Origin of the sequence: Clostridium sp. Cult1 (genome assembly GCF_021655095.1) — a bacterium.
Taxonomy (GTDB): domain Bacteria; phylum Bacillota; class Clostridia; order Tissierellales; family Tepidimicrobiaceae; genus Schnuerera.
On sequence record NZ_PPXW01000001.1, the window covers coordinates 784,863 to 805,302 of the forward strand.

The 20,440-nt window shown below is 31.8% G+C and carries 14 protein-coding genes, 1 pseudogene and 1 other annotated feature; all 15 genes and pseudogenes read right to left on the reverse strand.

Going from position 1 to position 20,440, the window contains the following annotated elements:
• Window positions 1–190: 190 nt before the first annotated feature.
• On the reverse strand, window positions 191–3,301 hold the full coding sequence (ileS, locus tag C3E89_RS03770) for an isoleucine--tRNA ligase (protein ID WP_236911156.1): 3,111 nt from the start codon (window positions 3,299–3,301) through the stop codon (window positions 191–193).
• Between the two features lie 49 nt (window positions 3,302–3,350).
• Window positions 3,351–3,571: a binding site (T-box leader), on the reverse strand.
• A gap of 54 nt (window positions 3,572–3,625) precedes the next feature.
• Window positions 3,626–4,612 (reverse strand): lipoate--protein ligase, encoded by a 987-nt coding sequence (locus C3E89_RS03775; RefSeq protein ID WP_236911157.1) that lies wholly within the window; start codon window positions 4,610–4,612, stop codon window positions 3,626–3,628.
• An 83-nt stretch (window positions 4,613–4,695) separates the two neighbouring features.
• Complete coding sequence (locus tag C3E89_RS03780; protein WP_236911158.1) at window positions 4,696–5,988, reverse strand: NAD(P)H-dependent oxidoreductase; 1,293 nt, start codon at window positions 5,986–5,988, stop codon at window positions 4,696–4,698.
• 40 nt (window positions 5,989–6,028) lie between these two features.
• Window positions 6,029–7,252: an NAD(P)/FAD-dependent oxidoreductase gene (locus C3E89_RS03785; protein WP_236911159.1), complete on the reverse strand. Its 1,224-nt coding sequence runs from the start codon at window positions 7,250–7,252 to the stop codon at window positions 6,029–6,031.
• A gap of 154 nt (window positions 7,253–7,406) precedes the next feature.
• On the reverse strand, window positions 7,407–8,495 hold the full coding sequence (locus C3E89_RS03790) for a DUF871 domain-containing protein (protein WP_236911160.1): 1,089 nt from the start codon (window positions 8,493–8,495) through the stop codon (window positions 7,407–7,409).
• Window positions 8,488–8,829, reverse strand: a complete 342-nt coding sequence (locus tag C3E89_RS03795) for a PTS lactose/cellobiose transporter subunit IIA (protein WP_025642725.1) — start codon at window positions 8,827–8,829, stop codon at window positions 8,488–8,490. The genes C3E89_RS03790 and C3E89_RS03795 overlap by 8 nt, the downstream gene beginning before the upstream one ends.
• Window positions 8,830–8,917: 88 nt before the next feature.
• Window positions 8,918–10,243, reverse strand: coding sequence for a 6-phospho-beta-glucosidase (locus C3E89_RS03800; protein WP_236911161.1), 1,326 nt, complete (start codon window positions 10,241–10,243; stop codon window positions 8,918–8,920).
• A 166-nt stretch (window positions 10,244–10,409) separates the two neighbouring features.
• Window positions 10,410–11,687: a PTS sugar transporter subunit IIC gene (locus tag C3E89_RS03805; RefSeq protein ID WP_005588583.1), complete on the reverse strand. Its 1,278-nt coding sequence runs from the start codon at window positions 11,685–11,687 to the stop codon at window positions 10,410–10,412.
• Window positions 11,688–11,718: 31 nt separating this feature from the next.
• Window positions 11,719–12,027 carry a PTS sugar transporter subunit IIB gene (locus C3E89_RS03810; protein ID WP_025642731.1) on the reverse strand — a complete coding sequence of 103 codons (309 nt, stop codon included), beginning with the start codon at window positions 12,025–12,027 and terminating at the stop codon, window positions 11,719–11,721.
• A 265-nt stretch (window positions 12,028–12,292) separates the two neighbouring features.
• Complete coding sequence (locus C3E89_RS03815; protein WP_336512931.1) at window positions 12,293–15,007, reverse strand: sigma 54-interacting transcriptional regulator; 2,715 nt, start codon at window positions 15,005–15,007, stop codon at window positions 12,293–12,295.
• A gap of 120 nt (window positions 15,008–15,127) precedes the next feature.
• Window positions 15,128–16,393: a uracil-xanthine permease family protein gene (locus C3E89_RS03820; protein ID WP_236911163.1), complete on the reverse strand. Its 1,266-nt coding sequence runs from the start codon at window positions 16,391–16,393 to the stop codon at window positions 15,128–15,130.
• Window positions 16,394–16,650: 257 nt separating this feature from the next.
• Window positions 16,651–17,520 (reverse strand): radical SAM protein, encoded by an 870-nt coding sequence (locus C3E89_RS03825; protein WP_236911164.1) that lies wholly within the window; start codon window positions 17,518–17,520, stop codon window positions 16,651–16,653.
• Between the two features lie 280 nt (window positions 17,521–17,800).
• Window positions 17,801–18,310 carry a hypothetical protein gene (locus C3E89_RS03830; RefSeq protein ID WP_236911165.1) on the reverse strand — a complete coding sequence of 170 codons (510 nt, stop codon included), beginning with the start codon at window positions 18,308–18,310 and terminating at the stop codon, window positions 17,801–17,803.
• Window positions 18,311–18,330: 20 nt separating this feature from the next.
• Window positions 18,331–19,461: a hypothetical protein gene (locus C3E89_RS03835; protein WP_236911166.1), complete on the reverse strand. Its 1,131-nt coding sequence runs from the start codon at window positions 19,459–19,461 to the stop codon at window positions 18,331–18,333.
• A gap of 638 nt (window positions 19,462–20,099) precedes the next feature.
• Window positions 20,100–20,276: pseudogene (locus C3E89_RS03840) on the reverse strand (site-specific integrase); the annotation flags it as partial.
• Window positions 20,277–20,440: the final 164 nt, after the last annotated feature.

A 20,440-nucleotide genomic window follows, 5' to 3' on the forward strand; every position in this document is an offset into this window, starting at 1 on the left:
GAACATTATTCTTAATTGATAAGAAAGGCTTCTATTTAAGCATTATAAGGTAGCTTCTCTTGAAACTCATAAGGTCAAGTTCTTTTTATAAATCAGAAATAAGTGAGAACTTTCTTATTCGTTATAAAAAAATAGATAGCTAATGCTATCTATTTAGTATTCAAGCAGTGAAAACCTCGCTACGGCTTTGCTATTCAAATTTCTCCAATTTTATCCCTGTCATATGACCGTTTAAATCTTGTTTTTCAAAGGATTCATCAGTTACTCTTTCAATGGATTTAGCTAAAGTTTCTTCTTTGATATAGTCTTCAAATAACTCTATTGCTTCCTTTATCTCATCATTTCCATCATAATAAATATTAATATTATCTAAAACTTCATAGCCATTATTCTTTCTCATCTGCTGCACTTTTGATATAAATTCTCTTGCGTATCCTTCGTTGATTAGATCCTTAGTAAGAGTTGTATCAAGGATTACAAACAGATTGTTTTCCATAGCTACATCAAAACCTTCTTTTGAAGATATAGTAACCATAATATAATCTTTTTCTATTTCTACTTCTTCTCCATCTAGGTTTAAAGTTAACTTTTCTCCAGATTCTAATTTCCCCACTGCTTTATGGGGGTCCAACTCATTCAAAGCTTTTCCAAAGGCTTTAACCTTAGAACCTAGGATAGGTCCTACTACTTTAAAGTTTGGTTTTAAAGAATAGTTCATAAATTGACTTAGGTCCTTTTCAAATACAACTTCTTTAACATTTAACTCTTCTTTTATCAGAGGCACTAAATCTTGGATCTTGTCTTCATACTTTCCATCTATCAATACTTCTTTTATCGGTTGACGAACCTTAATCCTAACAGCTTCCCTAGAAGCCCTGCCTAACCCTACTAAATCTCTTACTAAATCCATCTTTTCTTCTAATTCCAAATCTATCAATTCTTCTTTGCAATCAGGATAGTAATCTAAATGGACTGATTCTTTGTCAGTTAGGCTTCTATATATCTCTTCTGCAATAAAAGGTACAAAAGGTGCAATCATCTTACTAATACCTACTAAAATTTCATAGGTAGTATTATATACAGCCTTTTTATCATCATCTAATTCTGTAGACCAGAAACGTCTTCTAGAGCGTCTAATATACCAATTAGAAAGATCCTCTATGACAAATTCTTGGATTGCCCTTACTACTCTGGTCAATTCAAATTTATCCATATCTTCTTTTACTTGTTTTATAAGACTATTGTATTTTGAAAGTACCCACCTATCTATTTCTTCCCTTTTTTCATATTCTATGAAGAATTCTCTTGGGTCTACATCATCTGTGTTGGCATAAAGAGAAAAGAAGTTATACACATTTCTTATACTTCTGAAGAATTTGCTTTCTACCTCTCTAAGCCCGTCTTCATCAAATCTTGTTGGAGTCCATGGTGGTGATACGTAGATTAAATACCATCTCAATACATCGGCTCCATATTGATCAAATAGAGTAAATGGATCTACTGTGTTGCCTCTAGACTTAGACATTTTCTTACCTTCTTTATCTAAAACTAAGTCATTAACCAAGACATTTTTATATGGAGATTTACCAGTTACAAAAGTAGATATAGCTAATAATGAATAGAACCATCCTCTAGTTTGGTCTATTCCTTCACATATATAATCTGCTGGAAATAATTTATCAAAATTTTCTTTGTTTTCAAAAGGGTAATGGTGTTGAGCAAAAGGCATTGCACCACTATCAAACCATACATCCACTACATCTAATTCTCTGTTCATTATACCATTACATTTTTCACATTTTAAATGAACATTATCTACATAAGGCCTATGAAGTTCTATAGATTCATCTATATCCTCCATTGACCTCTCTACTAATTCAGCTATTGAACCCACACTAGTAGTGTGCCCACAACCTTCACATCTCCATATTGGAAGTGGTGTACCCCAATATCTACTTCGAGATATAGCCCAATCATTTAAATTTTCTAACCAATTTCCAAACCTTTTTTCTCCAACAAAATCAGGATACCAGTTTACTCCATTGTTATTTTCAATTAGTTGTTCTTTTAATCTAGTCATTTCTATATACCAGCTTGGTTTTGCATAATATAGAAGGGGTGTGTGGCATCTCCAACAATGAGGATAATTATGAGCCATTCTTTCTTTTTTATAAAGCTTACCATTTTCCCTTAACCATTTTACTATATCTGGGTCTGCATCTATGACAAATTTCCCTTTCCAAATAGTATCAGTAAACTTCCCTTCATCATCTACTGGTTGTAATACTGGTAAATTATATTTCACTCCTGTATTATAATCATCCTCCCCAAAAGCTGGAGCAGAATGGACTATTCCTGTACCATCTTCTGTAGTTACATAGTCTCCTAATGTAACAAAAAATGCTTTTTTGCCTTCGTCTACTTTTATAAATGGAATTAACTGTTCATATTCTACATACTCTAAATTCTTACCCTTGAATTCTTCTAATACTTCATAATCCTCTCCTAATACTTTATCAGCTAAAACTTTACTTATATAGTATATTTCATCATTTTGTTTTACTCTTAAATATGTTTCTTCTGGATTAACAGTGAGACATACATTACTAGGTAAAGTCCAAGGTGTAGTAGTCCAAGCAAGGAAGTATTCATCCCTATCCTTTCGCTTAAATTTAACTACCACTGTTTCAGATTTTATCTCTTCATAGCCTTGAGCTACTTCGTGGGAAGCTAGCCCAGTTCCACAACGTGAGCAATAAGGCAATATCTTATGGCCTTCGTATACTAACCCTTCCTTAAAGAATTTATCTAGAATCCACCAAACTGATTCTATATAATCATTCTCTAAAGTTATATATGGATTATCTAAATCGATTTCATAGGCCATTCGAGTAGTCATTTCTCTCCAAAGTTTTTCATATTGAAATACGGATTCCCTACATTGTTTATTAAATTTTTCAACTCCATATTCTTCAATTTCATGCTTATTTTTTAAATTCAACTTTTTCTCAACTTCGATTTCTACAGGTAGCCCATGGGTGTCCCATCCTGCTTTTCTTTTAACCTGATATCCTTCCATAGTTTTATATCTACATACTAAATCCTTTAAGGTCCTAGCCATTACATGATGAATTCCAGGTTTCCCATTAGCAGTTGGTGGCCCTTCATAGAAAACAAAAGGCTTACTTTCATTCCTAGTCTCTACAGATTTATGAAGAAGATCGATTTGTTCCCAGTATTTTGAAATATTCTGCTCTCTCTTGTTCACTGGTTCGTTAGATAGTTCTCTAAACCTTTTCAATTTTTTCATCCTTTCTATATTAAAGTATAATAAAAGTCCCTAAGCAAAGCTTAGGGACGGATTTCCGCGGTACCACCCAAATTATAGGATAAATAATCTACTATCCTATCACTCCTTTAATATAACGCCTATAGCGTAATATCCTACTATAATTTCGGATACTATACTCCGAGGTGATCTTCATAAAAGGTTTATTAATAATCTCTCACCCTAGGATTATTTCTCTGTATAATAAATTCCCCTTACTACTATCCTCATCTTCGTAATTAATATTGCATTTTGAGTACTAATATATAACAATTAAGTCTAGTTTGTCAAGTTTATTTATATAATACAACCCATTATATCAGATTTTGATATTCCTGAAAAGTAATATCCTATATCTATATTGTCTAATACCTTACTGATTTCATCTTCTTTGTATTTAATACCTATGAATTTATCTTCTACATCGGATATTTCTCCACCACCAAAGAAATCACCATAAAATTTGATTCCCCTTATAATTCCTTCCTGGACATCTATTTTAATTTCCACTTTCCCTGAAGGAAACCTCCTAGATTTCTCTATATTAAAATCTGGGGAACTTCCAAAATTCCATTCCCATGTAGAATATCTTTCTTCCATCAATTTATTTATATTAGCATAATCTTCTTCTGTTAATTTATATTCTTCAATTTCTTTATTTTCTTTAAACATATGCTCTAATAAAAGTTGTTTGAAATCTTCTACAGTTATATCTTCTTTTAAATGATCCTTAATATTAGTTACTCTACTTCTTACAGATTTAACTCCTTTGGATTCTATTTTATCCTTTGATACCTTTAAAGCTTTTCCTAAAACTTCTAAATCCGTATCAAAAAGCATTGCTCCATGATGAAGGACCTTTCCTTTTTTCATATATTGAGCATTGCCACAGAATTTCTGGCCATCTATTGTAATATCGTTTCTACCAGAGAATTCAGCTTTTACTCCTAGTTTTGCCAATACTTCTATTACCGGTTGAGAAAAAGCTTCAAAGTTAAAAGCAGAAGTTTCCTTACTTTTTGATATAATTGTATAATTTAAATTCCCATAATCATGGTAAACGGCTCCCCCACCAGATAACCTTCTAACTACATTAATATTATTTTCCTTTACATAATCTAAATTTATTTCTTGGATGGTATTTTGGTTTTTCCCTACTATTATGGAAGGTTCATTTATCCATAATAAAAATATCTCATCAAACTGATTTAAACTATCAAAAACATATTGTTCTAAAGCTAAATTGAATTGAGGCCTATTATCATCATTTTTTATGTATATCATAAAAATCCCTCCATGCTATTATAATTAATAATACTCTTATATTTTATCTAATTTTTTTAAAGTTGTAAAATATTGTTTAGCATTTAACCCATTACTTCCTCTTGTAACTTTCTCAATTTATATATATTTCTCTCTTTATTCATTGCTACCATATCATAGGTTATAGGTTGACCTTTCTTAATATCTTTGATTACTTTTGTATCCTTGTCGATAAGTCCTATAGGTACTAAGTTTTTTTCCTTTGCCACCTTATACTCTTCAATACTACCATAGACAGTATATCCTCCTATGCCATCTAATCTATCCCCTACTTTTAAATCTTTCTTAGCCACTGTAATAGTTTCTGCAACTATTCCCTTTGTAGGTGCTATAGTTGCTTCTTTATAATAACAGGCATTAAATATAGTTATAGGTGTTTCCAAACTAGTAAGATGATAAGGCCTATATAGTACATAATTAGGCCCTGAACCCATATTTAAATATTGTAATTGTTTATGTACTTCATCTAATTTAGTAGTAAATATAGCAAAAACTCCTGGAGCAATTCCCATAACATAGTCAACTATTCCATATTTATTGAGAATACCCCCTTCTTCCCTTAGCCTAAAAAAGCTAGTCAAATCCTTTAAATCACTATTAATACCATGTCCTCCTCTTATATCTGGAACAAAACCTGTAGCATTGGCCATACAGGTCATCTCTATCATGGTGTTGGTACCATCTATAAATCCTGTAAGCATATGGGGTTTTAATCCCTTTTTCAAAGCCTTTTCATATACAATATCTGGATTTACTTCTAAATCTAAAGGGTTGTTTTTTCCCTTTCCAATTGCTAATACTTCAAAACCTAAACCTACTGCAAAATCGTATAACTCCATAACAGCACCAGGTTCATCTCCTGCAGTTCCTGTATATACTACTCCCGCTTCCTTGGCCTTTTTATATAGTATTGGTCCAATTACCGAATCAGCTTCCACATTTAACATAATTATATGCTTTCTATTCTCTATTGAATCTAAAGAAATTTTTGCCCCTACTTCTGGTACTCCCGTAGCATCTACCACCGCTTCGATAGTATTAGCCTTTGTTGCTATGTCCATATCCTCAGTTGCGATGAATTTTCCTTTTTCTAAATAATAATTTATTTCATTTAATGAGTTTGAAATTACAATATCTTCTTGTCCAATTCCTGCTGAGAAAAATGCATCTACTGCTTTTTCTATATTTCTATTAACAACCAAAGAGGGCAACATACCTCTAATTCTAGACATTTGGTTTACCAAACCTTTTCCCATCTTCCCTGCTCCTACTATAGCAACCTTTATATATTTACCTTGTTCTGCTAATTCATTTAATTTTCTATTCATAGTTAGCATGAAATCCGTCCTTTCAATATCTTTCTTCCCTTATTCTCCTTTATTCTAAAGAGGCATTTCTGCCAGCCACATAACCTGATGACCAAGCCCATTGAAGATTAAAGCCGCCACAATCACCATCTATATCAACAATTTCTCCTGCAAAATATAATCCATTTACTAGTTTTGATTCCATTGTAGAGTTGTCTATTTCATCAGTATCTACTCCACCTGCTGTTACCTGAGCATCTTTAAAAGATTTACTACCAGATATTTTAAATCTCCAATCCGTAAGTATTTTTGATAATCTACTTACCTCATCATTACTCAAACTAGCAATTTGTTTGTTTTTATCAATTCCTAATTCCTTCAATATGGGAAGAATTAATCTTTTGTTTATTAATCCTATTAATCCTATTTCTATAGTCTTTTTTGCCATAAACCCAAACCTATATATTAGGTAGTTATATAGCTCCTCTTCTGTCTTACTATGAATAATGGCTACCTTTAGCTCTACATCTTTATTATCCTTTAAACATTTTAAAGCTATTCTACTCAGTTGAAGAATAGGAGGACCAGATATACCATAGTTAGTAAACAATATATCTCCACTATCCTCTTTAATTAATTGATTCCCATTATAAAGGCCTACTGTTCCCACAAATTTAACTCCATCTACTTGCTTAAATATATTTCCCTCAAGTTTAAGCTGTACTAATCCGGGAAAAATCTCTGCTATGCTATGACCCATATTTTCAGCTAAGGTATAACCATTGCCATCTGAACCCGTATTAGGAGCTGCATTGCCTCCAGTAGCCAAAATAACCCTATCTCCATATACTTTTCTACCGTCTTCTAAAGTTAATACAAATCTCTTATCCTTTTTTATATCTACCACAAATCCATCGGTTATAACCTCTACACCTAATTCCTCTAGCTCAAACCTTAATACATCTAAAACGCTAGAACTTTGATAAGATAGGGGAAATACTTTGCCATTATCTTCTATGGCAGGGGTTATGCCTAACTGTTCAAAGAAATCTAATGTTTTATCTACTCCAAACTTGGATAGGCAGCTATAGGCAAATTTTGGATTGTTACCATGATAATTTTCTATAGACAAGTTCACATTGGTATAATTACATCTACCATTTCCTGTAGCTAGTATCTTTTTACCTACTCTATTATTTCTTTCAAGTATAGTTACATCTGCACCATAATTCCTCGCAAAAATTCCAGCTATCATCCCAGCAGCACCACCGCCTACTACTAATACCTTAGGCATGATTCAAACTTCCTCTCTAATTTAAGATTCATTTCTTATTATTCCATTATATTTTATATGTTATTTGTGGTTTTGTCTATTTAATTAAAAAAAGGTTATAGATTTTCCTTTTGAACGGAAAATTTATAACCTCAGTGTTTCTCGCTTGCAAATTCTATATAAAAGACTCCAACTTAAATTTTTGCCAAGGCTTTATATGATCTAGTAAAAATACTTCCTCATCTACTACTTTCCCTACTACGCTAGTTTTTCCACTATTTTTCATAGGCTTTAATGCTATTTGTAATTCACCAGCATAATGTTCGTATAAGCTGCTGTCTATTATAATATCTCCTTTTTCAATGTCCTTTGGATTAATCAATTTAAAGTCATAACCTTTATATTTAACCCTACTTTGAGTTGACCTAATTACGTACTCTGATATATCTCCCCTATTAATATGGAGTTCTTCCAATACTATTTTCTTTTCCAACTTTGGTAGACTATCTATTAACTCTACTTTTAGCGTAAGGAGATCCTTGTTCATTTTCCCTAGGGTTTTTAATTCCTCTTCAGAAGCATAACAGTTTGCTATTATCACATCATCTATAAGCCCGGTATTAAAAAGATCTTTGGCTTGAGTTTCTATAGGAAGCTCTCTATGCTCTTCCAATGTAGGTAGGCCTTCATTAACTAGCCAAGGACCAAAGGTAGCATTTGTTGAAGAAACAAAGGCTGCCGTCCTAAGGCCATATTTTTTGAAGCTCTCAGATGTCTCCATAAAATGTTTCCTGGATAATCCCGTATACCTATGAGGATAAAAGTTATGACATCCAATAATATTATTTTTATTTGGCATATATGCCATTATGTTTTTCAAATATTTAGTATTGTTGCTCATATTTATCTCTATTTTTAAACCATAGGGATTAAACGACATTATACTTTCCTCATTGCCAGAAAAACCTAAATCCAATCTAATTCCCGTTAAATTCATATCCTTAAAGAACTTTAGATCTGAATAATGAATATCTAAAGATTTAAATACGGATGGAGATACATCTGCTATTACCTCCATGCCTAGATCCTTTCCATAGTTTATTATTTCCTTAAACTCCCTTAGTATCCTGTCCTTATCTTCATCAATTGAAATCAAGTTTGTGAATATCCGACTAAATCCATATTTCGTTGCTAAACTTAAATACTTTCTATCTTCCTCTAGGGACGAGTTATTTGGATATATGGATACACCTAGTCTACGCATTGACTCTACTACCCCCTGCCACTATAGAACTATAAACTACTTCATATAGGTCTATAAATTCTCTAGCCATATCTCTAGTCGTTATGGCATTCATTAGATGATCTTGAGCATGAACTAAAAGCAGGGAGAAATCTTGTTTTTCCCCTTGAGCTTCCGATTGTATCAGCTTAGTTTGACTTTTATGTGCACAAGCAATCTTTTCATTTGCATCTTCTATATTAGTTCTTGCTTTATCAAAATCGCCTTTTTTTGCATAAGATATCCCCTCCATACATAGACTCCTTGCTTCTCCACTGTAATTAATAATATTCATTATTATCATCTCTAAGTCCATATTACTCTCTCCTTTAAAATTTAAAAATTATATACATTTGCTACAATAATCTATAATATGACACAAATCCTCTTTAAAATTATGTTATCTATATTCCTTTAAAAAAGTTTGGAAGATAACTTCTATGTGCTTGTAGTAGTTCATCCAACATTTTATGTCCTTCCCTATCGTTTGCAACAAGGGGATTCGTTATCATTGCTAGAAGGGCTTTCTCATAATTCCCTTCTACCGCTGCCTCTGCTCCTAATACTTCAAAAGCTTTTATCTGATGTATAATTCCTTTTATAGGAATGGGAAACTCATCAATAAATTTATAGGGTATAGGCCCATTTTTTGTTATCTTACAAGTTATTTCAATAGCATTGTTTCTATCTAAATCCTTAATAGTATTTCCATTTAATGTGTTTACTACTTGAAGGTCTCCCTTATCATTATATATGGAACTTATAAGATTACAAGCAGCATCAGAATAGTAGGCACCTCCTCGCTTTTCCAATTCTTTAGGTTTGTGCTTCAATTCCCTATTTTTATAAAGTGCAAACAAGGATCTTTCTACTTCCATTACTTCCTCCGCCCTATTCCTACCTTCTTTAAATTTCACTATATCATTTTCCAGCATGTCTTTAGTTTTATAATAATATTTGTGATATGGACAAGGTATTAACCTGAGGGCCTTAATAAATCCTTTATCCCATTCCATAGGATCTATGTTTTCCATATTTATAGAAGCTGAATTTTCTATATATATATTTAATACCTCATCTGTTCTATCTTCTCCATCTATAAATACATTAAATCCATATACCATATGATTTAATCCAGCAAAATCTATTCTAATCCTATCTCCTTCTATACCCATTATTTCTGCTATACCCTTTTCTACTCCTATCGGGACATTACAAAGACCTATAAACTTCCTATGTCTTGAATATTTGGAAAAAGCTTCGGTTACCATGCCTACTGGATTTGTAAAGTTTATTAACCAAGCATCAGGACATAAATTTGTCATATCATCAGCAATTTCTAATAATACTGGTATAGTTCTTAACCCTTTAAAAAGTCCGCCTGGCCCATTGGTTTCTTGCCCAATAAATCCATGGGATAGTGGAATACTTTCGTCCTTATTTCTAGCCTCGAGCATCCCAACCCTTATTTGAGTTGTGACAAAACTAGCTCCGTATAATGCTTCCTCCCTATTTAAAGTTAGAAAAATATCCATTGGTATTTTAGCCTCTTCCACCATTCTCTTGGCCAAATTTCCAACTATATTAAGCTTTTCCTTGCCTTCCTCTACATCTACAAGCCAAAGTTCATCTACCGGAAGTTCTTCGTACCTTTTGATTATCCCTTCAATAAATTCTGGAGTATAAGATGAACCACCGCCAATTACAGCTATTTTAATTTTTTTATTCAAATATGCCACCCCTTTACAAAATAATATTGTTATTGGTGTATAAAGAATTAGTCCTTTATACACCAATAAACAAACCAAATATCCTATAAGATATTAGTTAGAAGTAAATTGAATATTAAATATATTTCCGATATAAAAAATCCCAATCCCCTTAGTATAAAATAATTCATTGATTAGTTATTTTAGTTTTCCTACTTTGTCTATCAGCTAGTTTAATAAAAGGTAGATATATGAGTACTGAAATTACAAGGTTTATAGCAGCTAAAACTGCTGCCCTCCAACTTGCTGAAGTAGCCCCTGTTGCTAAAAATGCTCCTACTACTGGAGGAGTAGTCCAAGGTATAGCAACATACGTTGGAGGTGCAAAACCTGTAGCGGTACCAATATAACCTATAAGAGTCAATATTCCAGGAGTTATTATAAATGGAATAAATAATATTGGATTTAACACTATGGGGAGTCCAAACATCATAGGCTCGTTAATTTGAAATATCCCCGATGGTGTTGATAGTTTAGCAACTTCCCTATATTCCTTTCTCTTCTTCGCTGCAATAAAAATAGCAATTATTAATCCTATAGTTGCACCTGAGCCACCTAAATGTACATAGGTATCAAAGAAAACCCTAGTTATTACATTTGGTGCCGCCAGTCCTGCCTCTATTGCAGCAGCATTATCTGTAAGAGCAGGTAGATATAATGCATTCATTATAGGATCCAATATATTTGCACCATGTAGACCAAAGAACCAAAACAAATTGATTAACATGGCCATTACCATAGCTGAACCTACTCCTTGACTAAAACCTTGCAGTGGTTTTTGAATCCCTTCGTATATTACATCATATAAACTTACTCCTCCTAGCTTATCTATAATCAGAAATACAATTCCAAAAGTAAAGATAGTAATCATTCCTGGTATAACAGCTGCAAAAGCTCTACCTACTGCCGGAGGTACCTCTTCTGGCATTTTTATAGTTAAATCTCTTTTAATCAATTTAACAAATATTTCGGTGGCAATTAACGCTACTATCAATCCTGTAAACAAACCTGTAGCTTGTAAGTAACCCCAATGAATATATCCCCAACCTGCATCACCATGGGCCTGTGGTAATGTAGCAAAATAAGAACCTACTGCAATTAGTCCAGCTGCAAGAGAGTTTACATTGTAGGATTTTGCTAAACTATAAGCTGTAGAAAAAACAACTAATAATGTCATTATAGCTAAAGTACCCCACCAAACTTGATCGCATATAGGAATTAATATTCCTAATGGTGCTATCCATTGGAAGATAGTGTTTTTTAATAATACAGCAGTAGAACCTGCAAGTATCAAAGGCATAATGGCTACAAAACCATCTCGGATAGCAACTAAATGCCTTTGTCCACCAATCCTAGCTGCAACGGGAACAAATCTCTTTTCCATAAAATCCAAAAAATTATTCATGTTAATCCCCCTTTTAAATATGAAACTTTTATTAGTTTTTAGCCATACTTAAAGCCTGTTCTAAAACCTTTTCCCCATTCATAGTCCCATAATTAATGGTATCCACTACATCAACGGGTATCCCCTTAGGTTCCATTAGTTCCTTCATCTTTGGCAATAGATACCTTACCTGCGGTCCAAGTAAAACAATATCAATTTTATCCATAATATTTTTTGCATCTGCCTCTGCTACAGCAAATACATTTACATTCATCCCTTTTTCCTTAGCTACCTTATTCATTTTGCTTACTAGTAAACTAGTGGACATGCCTGCAGAACAGACAAGCATAATATTTACCATATGAATCAGTCCTTTCTGTAAGGTTAATGAGTAGTTTAAGCTATACCCTATTCACCTCCAACAATTTATTTTTATGTACTATATTACATTTGCAATTACCTTGCCAATATCACTGATAAAATAATTCAAATAATAAAAATCTATCTTTAGCAGCTTCTTTCATAATTTCACCATTATATATTTAATAATGGGTAAAATAAATATATAAAAACCGTGTAAATTTCTAAACAAAAAAAGAAAATACTGTGTAAAAGTTTACACACTATTACACAGTATTTTGGTTTAACAAAAACAATTTCAATATATAGGCTAATTCATCTTCCCCTAAGGAAACCTTATATTTTTTCTCCATAAAGGAAATAGATTCTTTAATAATATTCATCTCTTTTTCATATAGATTTCTATAAATCTTCAAATCTTCAAATTTCCTAGGGATTACACCAGCCAATAGATTATCTATTAAAAAAGATATATGGAGTACGATTCCTATCTTAGCGTCGGATATTATTTCTATTTCCAGCTTGTTTTCAATACTATAGATTAAATATTTAATATCCCTAGTTATTTCTTCCCCATCTAAATTTGTTAAATGTTCTTTTAAGGATTCTGCTACCTTCATATACATATTTTCTTCATCTATAATTTTCTTTAATTTATTTATGCCATAACCCCTGAACACTTCTATGGCAGGTATGAAAGGTATATATCCTATATCCATATTTACCGTTGCAATAATGGCTATGATATTATACTCTTTACTTAATCTACATATTCTATTTTCTAACTTTTCTTCATCTATAATATTTATGGCCATTATTTCTATATTTTCATCAACTAAAGAGGTTTCTACTACTGATTTTAACTTTTTAGAAGCCCCATCTCCTGTAAAACAAGCGGTAACAATTATGTTTTTCCTTATCTTTTTCTTCGGCAGCTCATCTTTATAAAGATCCTTTTTGTTTAAAGATTCAATAATTTCATCTAAACCATAGCCCATTACAACCTTTCTCAATACCTCAAGAACCATGGGAGTGCTAACCTTTTCAAGTGTTCTTACTTCTATTCCAGTTTCTTCCCATATCATGTCCCCAAATGTTGTTAAAGAGCCCATATCCACTAGCATTACTACTCCCTTTCCCTTGTCTATTTGCTGGACCTTATCCTTTGTTAGCTCATACATAATTTTGGGATTCATGGATAAAGGCATATCTAAGGCAACGGCATGTTCTATGCCTATTAAACTATTGGCTACTTCTACCATACTGCTTGCAGTAGATCTACCATGCATGACAACTATTACTCCTACCTTTGGCTTTTCTTCTCTAAATTTTTTATCTGAATCTGTTGTAAAAAACATGGCCAGATACCCTATTTCATCTACAGGAGTTTCAATGTGAAATTTACTGTCCAATATCTTTGCAATTTTCATAGCAAATAAGAATTCTTCCTCGTAATTAATTCTTATAGAATTTAGCTTAGGATTGTATATTTTTTCCCCTTTTTTTATCCTTTCTATACTCCGCTCTAAATGGAAGGATAACCCAAAGTATATTTTTTCATCAAACTCTTTTCCCAAATGTTTTTGAGCCAATAATAATATTTCCTCAGCTACTTGAAGTATGTCATCATTTACTACATTTGATATCCCGGTTCTATCAAAACGTCTATGTATACTTCCTATATATTTTTCAAAATGGGATTCAATATCAATGTTTATTATCTCATTAATGTCCTTTTCATCTATACCCGATCCCTTTAAAGATTCTAGTTTTTCTTCAATAGCAGTATAAAAATCCTCGGATCTATTATCATCTATATTCAATAGAAGGGGAGGTTCTTCATGCTGGTTAAACTTAAAAATATCATAGGTAGTATTTAGTAGTTCATCTACTTCACTCCTATACTCATTGATATTTAAAATTCCTTTTCTTACGTGATTAGGTAAATCCCCTTGGTTGATAATCAGGTAATCGCCATTTTCAGATTTATATCTAAGAAAAGCCTTAGCACAAGCCAGTTGTATATCAGATTTAAGCTGACCTATATTGTTTGGACAATCATACAATAGATAAGAAATAATAGAATTTTTATTTATATATATGCTCTTCCCAAGCCTATGGGATTCTTCCTTGATAAAGGTTTCTATTAAAAAATATCTTTCAGGTAGGCTCCTATCCCTTATAGGAGGCAAGGTTATTATCATAGGTATCCTGCGAGTGAAAGTTTTTAATAAATGGGAATTTGGATTTTCTGTTGTTGCAGCAATTATTCTAACATCTACATGGATTAATTTTTCCGTTTCTCCTAAAGGTCTAAAAAAACCATTATCAATGTAGGTGAACAACATCTCTTGACCTTGAGGCGGTAACCTGTGGATTTCATCTAAAAAAATAAATCCCGAATCTGCCTTTGTAAGCAATCCATTCCTATCCCTATCAGCACCAGTATAGGCTCCCTTCTTAACCCCAAATATTTGAGCCGTCAATAGATTTGGATTATCTACATAGTCTGCACAATTAAATCTAATAAAAGGAGCGTTTTTTCTCACTATATTAGATTCTATAGCAAATTGATACATAAGTTCAGCAAACATGGATTTTCCTACGCCTGTTTCCCCTAAAAGTAAAGTATGCAAGCCTTTAGGAGGATACATAATAGCAGCCTTTGCCTTTTGTATAGGCATAGCTAAGCTCTGTGTCGCTCCTACCATTTTGTCTAGGCTGTTGTTAGAATCCACTATTGAATTCCCCCCTCGGGAAACCCTATTAGTATCATTATTAATAGATTTATATAAAACCGGTCTTCCATCTATTTTTTCTAACTTTCCCTCTTTATGAAGGATATTTAAATACCTGCTAATATTAGATCTATCAGTTTCCAGCATAGAAGCTATATCTTTAGCAGAAACACCTTCCCTTTTTTTCTTTTCCAGATGGAGCAAAATTTCAAATACCTCATCTACTCTGCCCAAATTTACCACCTTTTCAACTATAATATTGGTTTATAATAAAGATATTAATAAATAGTTTAGATTATCTTGTAATTATTATACCAAATAAAATAAAGCCTGTCCTTATGATTCAAGACAGGCTTCATTTTATCAATTTAATTTTTCTTTTCTATATAGAACAACATTCAATATTATCCCCACTATAGCAGCGAAACTTAGTCCTGATATTTTTACAGTTTCGGTGATAGGAATTCCTATAGTAATACCTAATTTATTTTCTATAACACCACTTCCAAGGCCTAGTACTAATATAGTTCCCATGACTATAATGTTTTTCCAGTTAAGTTCTACTTTATTTGTTTTTATGGTTTTAACACCTATAAGAGATATCATACTAAAAAGCATTAAACTGATTCCACCCATAACTGGGGTAGGTATGGTACTTAAAAATGCACCAATTTTTGACACAAACCCTAATACTACTGCGAAAACTGCTGCTAGCCTTAATATAGATGGATCATAATTTTTTGTTATGGCTAAAACTCCAGTATTTTCTCCGTAAGTTGTATTGGCAGGTCCTCCTATTAGAGCTGCCATGGTTGTAGCTAATCCATCCCCCAATAACGTTCTATTTAGACCTGGATCTTCTATAAAGTTTTTACCTACAACCTGTCCATTGGTAGTTATATCTCCTAAATGTTCCATAAATACTGCTAATACTACTGGAGCGATTATAGTTATAGCGCCTATATCAAATTTGGGTAATCTAAAAGCAGGCACTGCAAATATAGCCGCTTCTTTTACCACACTAGTGTCTGTAATTCCCATTTTATAAGAGGCTATATAGCCAGCAGTTACAGCTATCAATATTGACAATTGTTTAAATATGCCCTTTCCTTTAAAATTAACTAATAATGCTATTCCTAAGGTTATACCAGCTATTAAAAAGTTTTCACTGGCATTTCCAAAGGCCACTGGAATTAAATTCATACCTATTACTATTATCATAGGCCCTACTACTTGAGGAGCAAGATATCTTTGTATTTTTTCTATTCCTATTTTTTTAATTAAGAAGGACAAAAATATATATATTAAACCTGCTGCTACCATCCCACCTTGTGCATATGCAAGATCACCATTATATATCTCCTTTACTGTCAATATTACCGGAATAAATGCAAATGATGAACCTAAGAAAACTGGAACTTTACCTTTTGTGCAAAGGTGAAATATGATAGTTCCAAGTCCAGCAGAAAATAATGCCACCGATGGATCGAATCCTGTCAATATAGGTACTAAAACCGTTGCCCCAAACATAGCAATTAAATGTTGAAGAGCTAAAATAACCTTTTTTGAATTTTGCCATAATCTAGCCTCTTCTTTTTTAGATTTACTTGCAATTACATTTTCAGTCATAAAAAAACCTCCCTTTCTAATTTAAAGGAGAGTTTTCTCTCCTTTTCAGCCTCCCTGGACTGATTTAAAGGACTGTTAGATTGTAATAATTTAGCCATAAAAAAGGTCTCGCTAACAGCAAGACCTTTTATGCAAATAGGCATAATTATCCATACTAATTACAATCTTGCCAGTCTCTCTGGACTGATTTAAAGATTACTATATGTTTTTATTCCTAAATATTATATCATTATATTCTCCAATAAGCAATAATTATTTTACAATCGTCTATATATTTCTTTATCATCTAATCCGCCTATATTTAGACCTTCATCAATCTGATCAAGTATAAGCTTCTTATCCTTCATAAGAGTTCCTCTTAATGAAACATAATTAGAAGCATGATTACTTCTAAAAATACAATTATTTATTTCAAGCCCCTCTACTAGAATTCTTGTCTCTTTTAATACTTCTCTAGGAGTTAAAAGCTGAAATCTTCCTTCCAGTACCTCTTTGTAAAGTTGGGTATCTTCTTCTAGTAATAAAGTCAGCAATCCAATATAATGGGGTTTCATTTTATTTAGAATTTTAGCTGATTCTACAGCATGAAGTTCTGAATTTACTTTTCCTCCAATCCCAGATATTAAAGTCACTGAAAGTTCTATATTAGCCCCTACAATTTTTCTACCTGCCTCTATCATTTGAGCAGAATTTACACCCTTTTTAATATCCTTTAATATCTTGTCACTTCCGGATTCTAAACCTAAATATACAATACCTAACCCTAAAGCTTTTAACTCCAATAACTCTTCCTGGGACTTGTTTAGAATAGATCTAGGAGAACCGTATATACCTACCCTTTCACATTCTGGAAACAAAACTTCTATGCCTTGTAATATTTTGATTAATTCTTCAGTTTTAATTACTAAAGCATCTCCATCAGCTAAAAAAACACGCTTCACATTCCTATAATGTTTTCTACCTATAATTAAATCTTCCATTATTTCTTCCGTACTTCTTATTCTAAAATTTTTTCCCTTATACATAGAACAAAAAGTACACTTATTATGAGAGCAACCTATTGTAGCCTGAACTATAAGACTATAGGCTTCACTAGGTGGCCTATAAAGAGCTCCTTCATATTTCATTTGTATCTTCTCCTTCTTTTATCCCCATTTTCCTTTTTACCCTAGATTTCTATCATTATTCCTATAATAAGATTATAATATATCTAAAATATTACGACAATAAAAACCCTCTACTTCGACCTACGAAAAGGAGTTATATGATTGCAAATAATAATACTATCAACATTTATATTCTATTTTATTCTGCAGAATCTTTATTCCTTTTAGAAATAAAGATAGCTCCCCTTTTATAGACAGATTTTTTATTTCATTTATCTACTTAAAGGGGAGCATATCAAAATTACTGTTGAGTTACAATTTTATTTATATCAGTACTAATGTATATATTAGATATTTTATAAGGCTTATTTGAATTACTTAAATCAAAAGTTGCAATGCCTAAAGCAGTAATCTCTATATTCTTCTTATCTGTATATACGAGCAAATCAACAAAAAATGGTATTTCCCAAGCTATGCTAGATTTATTCCACGACGAACGTCTAAGGTCAATATTTAATATTTTATATCCTAATACATTGTCAGCTAATTTATTGTTAACTACTATCTTATAGGTAAGCCTTTTTTCTTCGGTCATTAATACTACTCCGGGATATTTCTCCATTTCTAAATTCAATAAAACTTGCTCATTATAAGATTTAGTGCCTTTAGGATAAATAAACATTGCTCTCAATACAGTATCTATTCTTCTATTTGCATAAGATGAATTACTATTTTCATATATTTCATAAATAATTGATGCAGCAAATATTAATAATATTGTTAGCAATGCAAATTTTACAATCTTTTTCATACTCATTATCTCCACAATAATTAATTTTCAATGATATAATCTTCTAGCTCTGGATAACTTCCTCCAAGAACTCCTTTATAACCTTCTAGTATATAATCAAGATTTTCAAAAACATAACTATCTTCAGAATATTCTTCAACGACTTCGAATTTTAATCTCAAAGAATCATCAACAACATATTTTTCAGTTAAATCTCCGTTAAAAGGCCACATGAGGTCACAACTATCTAAACAGTCAAAATAAATTTTAGTTGAGTTTGTCTCATGATCATATTTTATATCTTTTATTGTATCTTCAAATATTATAGAATCGCCAACATCAAAATCTTTTAAAGCATTTACTGATATTTTTAATTCTGAATCATAAAATTGATAATACAAATCCCTAGCATTTAGTGCTATTCCATTATCTAAAACATTTTTTCTAAATGATGTGTTTGCATTAAAGATGCCACTAGGTAATACATAATGTTTATTGCTATTTTCATCTAACATATATTCAAATTTAGTTCCATCAGAATTTACTGCATATTTTATTTTATCTGCAGAATATCCTTCTGAATCCTCTGTAAAATCCAAAAGCATAACATAATGATCCCATTCACCATCAGAGGAGCTATAATAAAGTTCATAATATTCAGGATCAGCATAATGTATAACATGTTGATTATGTGTGGCATTTGCACCTGCTACTTCATAACCGTCTTCATCCTCTATCCATATATTTATCTTTTCTAACCAATTATGCCAATCTGTTTGTGCCCAAGCATCAATAGTAAATTTTTGAGGCAAGTCTAGTTCTCTTCTAACTCTTCTGATGTCATCATCATCATTTCCATAAGTAAGACTGCCAGTAGATACTTGGCACCAATTAGGCCCTTCCACAACATCAGGTTCTCTATAAAAAACTGCACCACTTATTTTACTGATTACCCAGTCAACGCCTGTTAAAAACAAATCCCAAAAAACATCATTTATTGAATTATCGCTATCACTTGTAACAGTTTTATTATTCGTAATATATTCTATATATTTATCAATTTCTTGTTCATTAAAATCAACAAATGTACTAATAGCTATAACACTTGTATTTGTGAACATGACTAAGCATAAACTAATTATTAATATTATCGTGAAATTATTTTTTTTCATAACAATTACCTTTCTTTTTTTACCGTAGTATCAAATACAAAAATATACTTGAACACTCAAACTAATTTTTTTAAACATTCACTATAACTATAACCTCTTCACAGTTGCTACCGTTACTTTGGTTTTGTCCTAATATATAACATAATATCCACCTCCCATTATCTATATTGTCATTTAACTCTTTTTTATAGGTATATTGATAAAAATATCTGGATTATGAAGTATATTAATAGGCTCAAAGCGATAATATTTATGTTATAAAAGATTAGCTATAAATAATTAGTTATAAATGATACCTTTTAATGCATCTTGGTCTTTTTCTATATTTTAATTAAAGTATATTATATTACACTCGACTAATTTGTCGAAGTTTGTATTAAAGGTAATAAGAAAACTATACTACTATCTTTTTTATCTTCTATCTACTTAACTTTTTAAATCTTTCTATCATATTAAAATCAATGCCTATATATTTCTCATTAATATTTCCAACTCCTTTTGACCTCTTTTAAATATTCCCTAATTACTTTTTCAGTTTCAAACTTATAACATTCCTCAACTTTGTCTTATAAACAATCTAAAAACTTTTCTAGTTCCTCAATGTTTACTTTAATTTCTTTCACTATTTCAACCCCTTTCTACAAATAAAAGTCCTCAATAGTCTTATCCATTATGTCTTGATTAATTCCAATATATCTTAAAGTAACACTTGGAGCTGAATGATTAAACAATTTCTGCAATAGTGCAATATCTTTATAACGTTTATAGTGCCAATATCCAAATGTTTTTCTTAATGTGTGTGTGCCTATTTTCTCAAATCCTAGATTTATATATGTATATAGCTATTTTAGATTTTATTCAAAAAAATAAAACCCTCTATTTCGACCTACGAAATAGAGGGTTTTTATATATGTACTTGGCAGCGTCCTACTCTCCCAGGGCGTTACCACCCAAGTACCATCGGCGCTGAGAGGCTTAA